The following is a 10,699-nucleotide window of genomic DNA, read 5'->3' on the forward strand; positions in this document are numbered from 1 at the left end:
CTTGTGCGGCTTCGCGCCGGCCGCGCCGCTGTCCGGGCAGCGTGCGCTGCGGCGCGAGCTGCTGCAGGCGGCCCGGCCGCTCGCGTCGGGATTCGGCATCGAGGTCGGGCTGACCATCGATGCCGTCCGGAGCGGCTACCGCGTCGTCGAGGTGCCGCTGCCGCTGCGCCATCGCGAGACGGATCGCGACTGGCGGGGGTTCGTGCACCGGGGCCGGCAGTTCGCCGCGGTGCTGCGCACGCTCGCGAGCCGGTGGCGGCCGTCGCCAGTCGCATTGAAAGATCCTTTTTAGGAAGGGGAGTATGCGCGAATGACGGCGATATTAGCGATAATGGCAGAGGACACGCTGCTGCTCCCCGCGGCGCTGTTCGCGCTGCTGCTCGGAGCGGGAGGGGCGGCGCTGCCGGCGGTGCTCCGCTTCATGGCCACGCACCGGCTGACCGCGCCGAACTACGCCCAGATCCCGATCCCGACGGGGCTGGGCTTGTTCGTGTGGCTGCTGCACATCGCGCTGCTGGCCCTCCTGGCGGCGGTCAATAGCCAGGCTTCCGCACCAGCCGCGCCTCGAGAGCTGCTCGCCGCATACACTCCCTATGCCGCGGCGATCTCGCTCGTGTTCGTCGTCGGCTGGCTGGACGACACGGTGGGCGATCGACAGGTGAAAGGGCTGCGCGGCCATTGGGCCAAGTGGCGCCGTGACGGGACGGTCACGACCGGCCTGCTGAAGGTCGCCGGCATCACCGCCGCCGCGCTCATCGCCACCGCGACCGTCACCACGGCGCCACTCGCGTCACCCTCACCGCCCGCGTCATCGGGGCTGTCCGCGTCCCTGGCCGGCGCCGGCACCACCCTGCTCCAAGCCGCCTTGGTCGCGCTGACTGCCAACGCCTTCAATCTGCTCGACCTACGCCCCGGCCGCGCGTTAAAGCTGTTCCTCGCGCTGACCGCCGCGCTGCTGTTAGCCGCCCTGCTGCTTCCCGCGGCCACATTCCTCGGCGTTCCGCTCGTGCTGCTGCTGCCTTCGGTCGCAGCGGCACTACTGTTGCTGCCGGGCGATCTGCGGGCACGCCATATGCTGGGCGACGCCGGGGCGAACGCCCTCGGCTTCGCCGCAGGCATGGCAATGACCGCCATCCTGCCCGGATATGGGCAAGGGATGGCGGTGGTGGCACTGCTCGGCCTGCACTACTACGCCGAGAAGCGGTCCATATCCGGCTGGATCGAGCGCCACCGTCTGGCGCGCTGGTTCGACCGGCTGGGAAGAGCCTGAGCCGGCAGCCGGTTTAGCCAGCAGCAGCCAGTCGAGCGAGCCCAGCCAGCCCAGCCAGCAGCCAGCCGAGCAAGCCCGGTAAGCCGGCCCCTGCTAGCCCCCGTACTACTACTTCTTGCGCTTCTGCTTGAACCGAGGAGCGACATAATTGCGCTTGCGGTCGCGGAAAAAGATCCAACCCCCGATAAAGGCAACCCCGGCGAAAAACAAAATAAGGCCTATAAAAAATTTGCCCCACATAAACGAAGGATTCAGCTCCTCCGGCCCGAACTGGGCGAAAAACGCGTCCTTCATCGCAAGAAATCCGTAGGTGGCCATAAAGCCGGGTACTATAAGCAGCATAATGGCGATAAACCGTTTGACTTTGTCCTGCATCGTTCGATTCTCCGTTTCTGTCCTGCCTCGCGCATCCCGCTCGCACACTTCACACGCGTATTCCAACGTTTGCAAGGCAACTCGTTACTATATTACCTTGAATCAATTTTTATGTCTAATTGCTAAAGCCGGACTATATTTCGACATTCGTTTAAGGGTACAATAGAGACTGTCAATTTATCGGTGCCGCTGTGCTGTCGCACGGGAAGAGGAGCGCCAAGCCAAGGAGGACGTCCATATTATGACCCGTACATACGATATAGTGGTGATCGGCGGTGGGATCGGAGGCTATTCGGCCGCCATTCGCGCCGCGCAATTGGGGAAGAGCGTTGCGATTGTAGAAAAGGACAAGCTGGGAGGCACATGCCTGCACCGGGGCTGCATCCCGAGCAAGGCGCTGCTCAGAAGCGCGGAGTTGTTCGCCACCATGAAGCGTAGCGAGGAGTTCGGAATTTCAGCCTCCCAGGTAGAACTGAAATTCGAGAAAGTGCAAGCCCGCAAGCGGGCGGTCGTGGAACAGTTGTACAAGGGCGTGCAATATTTGATGCAAAAAAATAAAATCGAAATTATCCAAGGCAGCGGCCGCGTCATCGGGCCGTCGATTTTCTCGCCGCGCAGCGGGGCGGTCGCCATCGAGCTGCCGAACGGAGAAGCGGAGACGATCGTGCCGACGAATCTGATCCTGGCGACCGGCTCGGTGCCGCGATTGCTGCCGGGGCTGAAGGCGGACGGGAAGCGCATTCTGACGAGCGACGAGGCGCTGGAGCTGGAGGAGCTGCCCAAGTCGATCGTCATTATCGGCGGCGGCGTCATCGGCGTGGAATGGGCTTCGATGATGAGCGATTTCGGCGCGCAGGTGACGATAGTAGAGGCTGATGCGCGGCTGTTGCCCGGCGAGGACGAGGACATCTCGAGGGAGCTCGAGCGGCTGTTCAAAAAACGCGGTGTCCGCGTGCTGACGAAAGCTCTGGTCCAGACCGAGTCGGTCGAGGCGACAGAGACGGGAGCGGCGCTGACGGTCGTCGTGCGGGAGCAGCCAGAGCGGCTGGAGGCGGAAGCGGTGCTCGTCTGCGTCGGCCGTCAGGCGAATGTGCGCGGGCTCGGCCTGGAGAACACGGACGTGAAGCTGGTGAAAGGCGTCATCCAAGTGAACGACCAAATGCAGACGACGGAGTCGCATATTTACGCGGTCGGCGACGTGAACGGCGGGCTGCAGCTCGCGCATGTGGCGGCGCATGAAGGCATTCGCGCGGCCGAGCACATTGCGGGAGCAGACGACGGGCATGCCGGCGCGACGCAGCCGCATCAAGTGCCTCGCTGCGTCTATAGCCGTCCGGAGATCGCTTCGATCGGCTGGACGGAGAAGCAGGCGAAGGAGCAGGGCCGCGAGGTGAAGATCGGCAAATTTTCCTTCAAGGCGCTGGGCAAGGCGGTTGTGCTGGGCGAAGCGGACGGCTTTGTGAAGGTCGTAGCCGACGCCCGCACGCAGGATTTGCTCGGCGTGCACATCATCGGCCCGCATGCGACCGATCAGATCGGCGAGGCGGCGGTGGCGCAGCTGCTCGACGCAGCCCACTGGGAGATTGGCAAGGCGATTCACGCGCACCCGACGCTGTCCGAGGCGCTGGGCGAGGCGATGCTGGCCGTCGACGGCCTTTCGCTGGGCATCTAACCATTTGAAGGTACTACGCCTCTAACGGCTCTGGCGGCCTCTAACGCCTTCAACCGACTCTAGTGCCTCAAGCGGCTTTGCCGAAATTGTAATCATACTTAAAACCGTTTATAATACTTATATAGTGTCAACTCTTAAGACCAGGTACCAAACAATTGAAGCATGAAGGAGGCCGTTTCCATGTCTGTAGGGCAATTGACCAAACATAGACAGCTCGGTCTGACCGACGAGCAGGCCGTTGAGATGTACCGCACCATGCTGCTCGCCCGCAAGTTCGACGAACGCGCTCTGCTTCTACAACGCGCCGGTAAAATCAATTTCCACGTATCCGGCATCGGCCAGGAAGCGGCCCAAGTCGGCGCCGTGTTCGCGCTGGACCGCGACAACGATTATTATCTTCCGTACTACCGCGATTACGGGTTCGTGCTGTCCGTCGGCATGACGGCCCGCGAGCTGATGCTCTCGATCTTCGCCAAAGCCGAGGACCCGAACAGCGGCGGACGCCAAATGCCGGGCCACTTCGGCCACCGCAAGCATCGAATCGTTACCGGCTCCAGCCCGGTTACCACGCAAGTGCCGCATGCCGTAGGCATCGCGCTTGCCGCCAAGATGAACCGCAAGGAGCTCGTCACTTTCGTTACATTCGGAGAAGGCTCGAGCAACCAGGGCGACTTCCACGAGGGCTGCAATTTCGCCGGCGTACATAAACTGCCTGTCATTCTCATGTGCGAGAACAATCAATATTCCATCTCCGTGCCGCTGCACCGCCAAGTGAGCGGGAAAATCGCCGATCGTGCGATCGGATACGGGTTCCCGGGCGTGCAGGTGGACGGCAACGATCCGCTCGAGGTGTACCGGGTCGTGAAGGAAGCCCGCAACCGCGCGATTCGCGGCGAAGGCCCGACGTTGATCGAAGCGGTCATGTACCGGCTGTCGCCGCATTCCACCTCGGACAACGATCTGGCGTACCGGACGAAGGAAGAGGTCGACATGCATTGGCAGCGCGACGGCCTCCCCCGCTACAAGGCGTATTTGATCGAAGCTGGCATTTGGTCCGAGGAGCAGGACGCCGTTCTCACAGCCGAGTTGCAGCGGGAGATCAAGGAAGCGACGGAATACGGCGATAATGCCCCGTTCCCGGAGCCGGACGACCTGTTCAAGCATGTGTATGCAGAAGCGGAAGGGGAGGAGTAGCCGATGCCCGTTATCAACTATGTGACCGCGATCCGCGAGGCGATGAGCGAGGAGATGGCGCGGGACGACCAGGTGTTCCTGCTGGGTGAGGACGTCGGGTACAAAGGCGGCGTGTTTACGACGTCCAAGGGACTGATCGAGAAGTTCGGCGAAGCTCGAGTGCTCGATACGCCGCTTGCGGAGTCGGCGATTGCCGGCGTAGCGATCGGCGCGGCGATGTATGGCATGCGCCCGATTGCCGAGATGCAATACTCGGACTTCATGCTGCCGGCGACGAATCAGATCATCAGCGAGGCGGCCAAAATCCGCTACCGCTCCAACAACGACTGGTCGTGCCCGCTTGTCGTGCGCGCTCCGTCCGGCGGCGGCATTTTCGGCGGCTTGTACCATTCGCAATCGCCGGAGTCGATTTTTTTCGGCACGCCCGGACTCAAGATCGTAGCCCCATCCACGCCTTACGACGCGAAAGGACTGCTGAAAGCGGCGATTCGCGACCCGGACCCGGTCCTTTATTTCGAATATAAAAAAATATATCAATCCGCGATCGGCGAAGTGCCGGACGAGGATTACATTGTCCCGATCGGCAAAGCCGATGTGAAGCGGGACGGCTCGGATATTACGGTCATTACTTATGGCTTGACGGTTCACTTCGCACTGGAAGCGGCGGCGGAGCTGGAACGGGAAGGGATCGACGCGTTAGTGCTCGATTTGCGCACGCTGCAGCCGCTTGATAAGGAGGCAATCCTGAAGGCGGCGGCCAAAACCGGCAAGGTGCTCGTGCTGCACGAGGACAACAAAACCGGGGGCGTCGGCGGCGAAGTGTCGGCGATTATCGCCGAGGAGCTGCTGTTCGAGCTGGATGCGCCGATTATGCGGCTGTGCAGTCCCGATGTGCCTGCGATGCCGATCAGTCCGCCGCTCGAGAAACATTTCATGTTAAACAAAGACAAAGTGAAAGAGGCCATGAAGAAGCTGGCCTTGTTCTAAAGCGCGCGCAAGAAGCGGAGGGATAGCGTATGACGAAACAAACGGCGGGCAGGACGGACATCCTCTTGCCTCAGTTGGCGGAGTCGCTCGTCTCTGCTACGATCGGCAAATGGCTGAAGAAGCCCGGCGATCCGGTCGAGCAATACGAGCCGATCTGCGAGCTCATAACGGATAAAGTAAATGCGGAGCTCCCTTCCACGGTTGAAGGGACGATGCTCGAGATCATCGCTCAAGAGGGCGAGACGGTCCCGGTCGGCTCCGTCGTCTGCGTCATCTCGACGGCAGATGCGACGGCTGCAGCCGGCGGTGTCGGCAACGAAGGCGAGCCTGCTCCGTCCTCGGCGACGGCGGTTGACACGGCGAGCAATGGAGCTGCGGGCGCGTCCGCCGGCCGTCCAGCACCAGGGGCGGCTTCGGTCGTGACCGACGAGAACGCGCCGATGCGGGGCCGCTACTCGCCGGCCGTGCAGCAGCTTGCGCAGCAGTACGGCCTCGACCTGACGCGGATCGCGGGCACCGGACTCGGCGGCCGCATCACGCGCAAGGACGTGCTGCAAGCGGTCGAGCACGGTCTGCCGCCGGCCGCCGTACAAGCGCCGATCGTGCAACAGGCGACATTCGCAGCAGGCACTGGCGACTTCGCACGGGCGCCGCTTTCAGTTCGTACGACCGGCCTGCATCTGAGCGAAACTCCGGCCATTCCGAAGGTCGAGGTCGAAGGCCAGTCGCTCGGCGGCCGCAATGAGTACATCCTGGACGTAACGCCGATCCGCAATACGATCGCGACCCGGATGCGCCAGAGCGTTGCCGAAATTCCGCATGCCTGGACGATGATCGAGGTCGACGTGACGAATCTCGTGCTGCTGCGCAACAAGCTGAAGGACGAGTTCAAGAAGCAGGAAGGCGTCAACTTGACGTATCTCGCTTTTGTGCTGAAGGCGGTCGTCAATGCGATCAAAGATTATCCGATCATGAATTCCGTCTGGGCGGTCGACAAAATCATCGTCAAGCGGGATATCAACATTTCGCTCGCGGTCGGGACGGAAGATTCGGTCATTACGCCGGTCATCAAAAAAGCCGATCAGAAAAACATCGCCGGTTTAGCGCGGGAGATCGAAGAGCTATCGCGCAAAGCGCGGGCGGGCAAGCTAATGCTGGACGACATCCAGGGCGGCACGATCACCGTCAACAACACGGGCTCGTTCGGTTCGATCCTGTCGTATCCGATCATCAACTATCCGCAGGCGGCTAACTTGACCTTCGAGACGATTGTCAAACGCCCGGTCGTCATCCAGGACATGATCGCGGTCCGGTCGATGGCCAATATGTGTTTGTCGCTCGATCACCGTATTCTGGACGGTGTCATTTGCGGGCGTTTTCTGCAGCGAGTCAAAGAAAATTTGGAAGGGTTCACGCTGGATACGAAGCTGTACTAGGCGGGGGACAACGCGGGTTCATAAGGGGGAGAGTCGGCTGCACCGGGCAAGAAACGGGGTGCAGCCGTCCTGCTTCATTCCATCAACATGCTGATTGTAAACAAAACTACCGAAGATAACATGGCGAATAGCATGACGTAAACCATGACGCGAACGGTCCATTTCGGGAACATCGGCATTCAACTCCTTAATAAGGTCATACTGGATTATAGCGGGATGAGCTTTCAAGCTTTTCCCCTCCGTCGCCTGCCGCGTGCGGGCGGGCGTGGATTGAACAATCTTAATTGTACCTCATTCTAGGCACGGGAGGAAAGAACATGATCCAACAAAATCGTTTGGTCGATACGTTCCTGGAGCTCGTCCGCATCGACAGCGAGACGAAGTACGAGCAGCAGATCAGCCGCTTTCTCCAAAATAAATTCGCTTCCCTGGGACTTGACGTCTTCGAGGACGACACCGCCGCGATTACCGGCCACGGATCGGGCAATTTGATCCTGACGCTGCCGGCTTCCCCGGGGGGAGAGAACATCCCGACGATCTTCTTCACCTGCCATATGGATACGGTCACGCCGGGTAACGGCATCAAGCCGCAGGTCGACGACGACGGCTACATCCGCAGCGATGGCACGACGATTCTCGGCAGCGACGACAAAGCGGGCATCGCCGCTATCTTCGAGTCGATCCACGTGCTGCAGGAGAACGGCATCCGCCACGGCAAAATCCAGTACGTCATCACGGCCGGCGAGGAGTCCGGCTTGCTCGGCGCCCGCGCCATGGCGCAGAACCCGCCGAAGCTGCTCGAGGCGATGTACGGCTACGCCATCGACTCCAGCGGCCACATCGGCGAGATCGCCGTAGCCGCGCCTTCGCAGGCGAAGATCCGCATCACGTTCTACGGCAAGTCGGCCCATGCGGGCGTTAATCCAGAGGACGGCATCAGCGCCATCCAAGTGGCGAGCCGGGCGATCTCCAAGATGCCGCTCGGGCGCATCGACAGCGAGACGACCGCCAACATCGGCCGCTTCGCCGGCGGCGGGGCGACGAATATCGTCTGCGAGCGCGTCGACATCGATGCGGAAGCGCGCAGCCTCGTGACCGAGAAGCTGGACCGTCAGGTCGAGACGATGAGGCAAGCCAGCGAGGCGGCCGCCGCCGAGATGGGCGGGCGTGCCGAATTCCACTTCGAGATGATCTACCCGGGCTACAAGTACGATGAGACCGCACCGGTCGTGAAGCTGGCGCTGAAGGCGGTCGAGTCGATCGGTCGCACAGGGTCGACGTTCCACACCGGCGGCGGCAGCGACGCCAACATGTTCAACGGCATGGGCATCCCGACCGTCAACCTCGCCGTTGGCTACGAGCATATCCACACCACGAAAGAGCAGATCGCGATTAAAGAGCTGGTCGGCGCTGCCGAGCTCGTCGTTGCGATCGTCAAGAAAACCGCCGCCAGCGTGGGGTAAGTCTACATCCTCCGCCTGGAATAGAGCACCCCGTCACGGTAGTGGCGGGGTGTTTGCGTCGTTGCTGGATAGATCAAATGTGATAGAATAGGCTTGTTTACGATTGGCTTCGGATTGAGAACCTAAATAAACAGGCTGAGAACCAAATTTCCTTCTTTTATGTGGGGGATGTGGATCTGAGTGCCTAAGTACTCTAATCGCGAAGCTAGATTCTCGAATGGGATACTTAGGTACTCAGACCAGTCAGAGCGGACCCGTCCATATCACCGTCGCTCGGCAGTCATCCTGGCGATCCGGATGGCAGATAAGAACAAGGGCGGGGGCTATGCATTTTTTGGCATATTTTCGAGAGTGGGTGATACCTTAGTGGAAAAAGAGAGGGGGAGCGAGCAATGGGGATCCAATTGGCGGCAGGGACGGTGAAGCGGATCGTGCTGGAGCGCGACGGCTGGCAGGAGCTGATCGTGGATGTGGAGCGGGAAGAGGAATGCCAGGCTTGGCACGACTGCACGGCGGAAGGATCGGTGGAGCCTGGGGACCGGGTGATGCTGAACGTGACGGCGGAGCGGCTGCGGCTTGGAAGCGGAGGGGCGCATTTTGTGCACCATGTGATCGCGCGGGGGCGGACGGGGATGGTGGCAGAGGCATGTGTGGAATCAGGTTTGGAAGCCGAGGCCGAGGCGACAGAGGCAACTTGGGGGAGTGTAAAAATAGGTGTGGAACGAGAGGCGGAAGCGCTGGCGATATCGACGGCGGCTAAGAGGCGAGAGTCGAGCGATCCAGCGGGGTCCGTCATACCGGCAGGCGGCCATATCATGAAGCTGCGCTACACGCCGTTGCAGCGATCGGTGCTGGCCGTAGAGGAGGCGGCGAGCCCGCACCACGAGCTGTTCCGCCGACGGCAGCAGCTAGACGGCATGCCGGTGCTGATCGGCGAGCTGCACAGCATGCTGCCGATTGCGGCGGCGTGGCTGATGGCGGGTGATGACGAGAGGACGGCTGGCGAACGGGCAGCTTGCGAGCGCTACGGCGGCTTGTCCGGCATCAGCATCAGTACCGACTACGGAAGCAACACCGGCAGCAGCAACAGCACAACAGGCTACGGAAGCAGCACCGGTACTAGCAACGGGACAACAGGCTACGGAAGCAACACCGGTACCAGCAACGGGACAATAGGCTACGGAAGCAACACCGGTACCAGCAACAGCACAACAGGCTACGGAAGCAACACCGGCACCAGCAACGGGACAACAGGCTACGGAAGCAGCACTGGCACCAGTAACGGGACAACAGGCTACGGAAGCAACACTGGTACCTGCAACAGCACAACAGGCTACGGAAGCAACACCGGCACTAGCAACAGCACAACAGGCTACGGAAGCAACACCGGTACTAGCAACAGCACAACAGGGTACGGAAGCAGCACTGGCACCAGTAACGGGACAACAGGCTACGGAAGCAACACCAGTGCCTCTAACAGCCCAACAGGCTACGGAAGCAACACCGGTAGCAGCAGCACCGGAAGCGTAAACGCCCCCAAAGAGCCGCAGCGGTCCAAGCCGCGGATCGCCTACGTCATGTCCGACGGTGCCGCCCTGCCGCTCGCCTACAGCCGACACGCCGCCGCGCTGACCGCCTGCGGCTGGCTGTGCGGTACGGTCACGTACGGCCACGCCTACGGCGGCAGCTTGGAAGCCGTGAACAAGTTCACGGCGCTGCTCGCCGCGCGGCACGTGCTTCGCGCGGACATCGCGATCGCGACGATGGGCCCGGGCATCGTCGGTACCGGCACCCGTCTCGGCCATACGGCCGCCGAGACGGCGGAGCTTGTGCACGCCGCGCTAGCGCTCGGCGGCCGCCCGGTCCTCATGCCGCGCCTTAGCTTCGCGGAGGCGAGAGAGCGGCATCGCGGCCTGAGCGCGCACACCTTGACGGTGCTGGGCGAGCTGTGCCTCGCGCCGGCCACCCTGCCGCTCCCGGCAACCGGCCTACGGCCGGAGGAGCGGGAACAGCTCGAGCGCCAGCTAGCGGACTACGCGCTGGCGGAAATGCACGCGATTCCCCACATCGCGGGAATCGAAAGAGCCGCCATCCAGGAGCGGATGGCGGCTTACAGCCTCCCCATCACGACGATGGGGAGGAGCGAACGAGACGACCCGGCATTCTGGGCCGGGGTATGTGCGGCGGCCGAGTTTGCCCTGTCGCTGCTACCCTAGCGGCGGCGGCCTTGATCTGGCGGCCGCCCGCCCGGCCCGCTGCGGTCGGCCAGCGCTGCGGCTAGCGTCGCGTCTGCGCCACTCGC

Annotated in this window: 9 protein-coding genes and 1 pseudogene; 8 read left to right on the forward strand and 2 right to left on the reverse strand. The window is 61.9% G+C overall.

Features of this window, described 5'->3' with window-relative positions:
- Positions 1-292: pseudogene (locus tag PKO02S_RS32645) on the forward strand (glycosyltransferase family 2 protein); the annotation flags it as partial.
- 18 nt (positions 293-310) lie between these two features.
- Positions 311-1,270, forward strand: a complete 960-nt coding sequence (locus PKO02S_RS30125; protein ID WP_127588718.1) for a hypothetical protein — start codon at positions 311-313, stop codon at positions 1,268-1,270.
- A gap of 108 nt (positions 1,271-1,378) precedes the next feature.
- On the opposite strand, the gene PKO02S_RS30130 is transcribed toward PKO02S_RS30125, so the two are convergent.
- On the reverse strand, positions 1,379-1,645 hold the full coding sequence (locus PKO02S_RS30130; RefSeq protein ID WP_127588719.1) for a DUF2627 domain-containing protein: 267 nt from the start codon (positions 1,643-1,645) through the stop codon (positions 1,379-1,381).
- A gap of 241 nt (positions 1,646-1,886) precedes the next feature.
- Here PKO02S_RS30130 and lpdA point away from each other — a divergent pair, with 241 nt between their 5' ends.
- The 4 genes from lpdA (at position 1,887) to PKO02S_RS30150 (ending at position 6,934) form a co-directional block, all read left to right on the forward strand.
- Positions 1,887-3,317: a dihydrolipoyl dehydrogenase gene (lpdA, locus tag PKO02S_RS30135; protein WP_127588720.1), complete on the forward strand. Its 1,431-nt coding sequence runs from the start codon at positions 1,887-1,889 to the stop codon at positions 3,315-3,317.
- Between the two features lie 180 nt (positions 3,318-3,497).
- Entirely contained in the window at positions 3,498-4,511 is a 1,014-nt protein-coding gene (locus tag PKO02S_RS30140) for a thiamine pyrophosphate-dependent dehydrogenase E1 component subunit alpha (protein WP_127588721.1), read from the forward strand.
- A gap of 3 nt (positions 4,512-4,514) precedes the next feature.
- Positions 4,515-5,498, forward strand: a complete 984-nt coding sequence (locus PKO02S_RS30145) for an alpha-ketoacid dehydrogenase subunit beta (RefSeq protein ID WP_127588722.1) — start codon at positions 4,515-4,517, stop codon at positions 5,496-5,498.
- Positions 5,499-5,527: 29 nt separating this feature from the next.
- Positions 5,528-6,934, forward strand: a complete 1,407-nt coding sequence (locus PKO02S_RS30150) for a dihydrolipoamide acetyltransferase family protein (RefSeq protein WP_127588723.1) — start codon at positions 5,528-5,530, stop codon at positions 6,932-6,934.
- An 18-nt stretch (positions 6,935-6,952) separates the two neighbouring features.
- Here PKO02S_RS30150 and PKO02S_RS34120 read toward each other — a convergent pair whose 3' ends face one another.
- A complete protein-coding gene (locus PKO02S_RS34120) occupies positions 6,953-7,162 on the reverse strand; it encodes a hypothetical protein (RefSeq protein ID WP_127588724.1) in 210 nt (69 codons plus the stop codon).
- Positions 7,163-7,251: 89 nt separating this feature from the next.
- Between PKO02S_RS34120 and PKO02S_RS30160 the strand changes: the two genes are divergently transcribed.
- On the forward strand, positions 7,252-8,397 hold the full coding sequence (locus PKO02S_RS30160; RefSeq protein ID WP_127588725.1) for a M20/M25/M40 family metallo-hydrolase: 1,146 nt from the start codon (positions 7,252-7,254) through the stop codon (positions 8,395-8,397).
- 392 nt (positions 8,398-8,789) lie between these two features.
- Complete coding sequence (locus tag PKO02S_RS30165; RefSeq protein WP_127588726.1) at positions 8,790-10,613, forward strand: DUF3866 family protein; 1,824 nt, start codon at positions 8,790-8,792, stop codon at positions 10,611-10,613.
- Positions 10,614-10,699 lie beyond the last annotated feature (86 nt).

This window comes from Paenibacillus koleovorans NBRC 103111 (assembly GCF_004000845.1).
Classification (GTDB): Bacteria; Bacillota; Bacilli; order Paenibacillales; family NBRC-103111; genus Paenibacillus_AA; species Paenibacillus_AA koleovorans.

What these genes read in the sequence shown, in the direction of transcription:
- PKO02S_RS30125 (WP_127588718.1), top strand. Translation starts at nt 311, where the DNA reads ATGACGGCGATATTAGCGATAATGGCAGAGGACACGCTGCTGCTCCCC.
- PKO02S_RS30130 (WP_127588719.1), bottom strand. Translation starts at nt 1,645, where the DNA reads ATGCAGGACAAAGTCAAACGGTTTATCGCCATTATGCTGCTTATAGTA.
- lpdA (WP_127588720.1), top strand. Translation starts at nt 1,887, where the DNA reads ATGACCCGTACATACGATATAGTGGTGATCGGCGGTGGGATCGGAGGC.
- PKO02S_RS30140 (WP_127588721.1), top strand. Translation starts at nt 3,498, where the DNA reads ATGTCTGTAGGGCAATTGACCAAACATAGACAGCTCGGTCTGACCGAC.
- PKO02S_RS30145 (WP_127588722.1), top strand. Translation starts at nt 4,515, where the DNA reads ATGCCCGTTATCAACTATGTGACCGCGATCCGCGAGGCGATGAGCGAG.
- PKO02S_RS30150 (WP_127588723.1), top strand. Translation starts at nt 5,528, where the DNA reads ATGACGAAACAAACGGCGGGCAGGACGGACATCCTCTTGCCTCAGTTG.
- PKO02S_RS30160 (WP_127588725.1), top strand. Translation starts at nt 7,252, where the DNA reads ATGATCCAACAAAATCGTTTGGTCGATACGTTCCTGGAGCTCGTCCGC.
- PKO02S_RS30165 (WP_127588726.1), top strand. Translation starts at nt 8,790, where the DNA reads ATGGGGATCCAATTGGCGGCAGGGACGGTGAAGCGGATCGTGCTGGAG.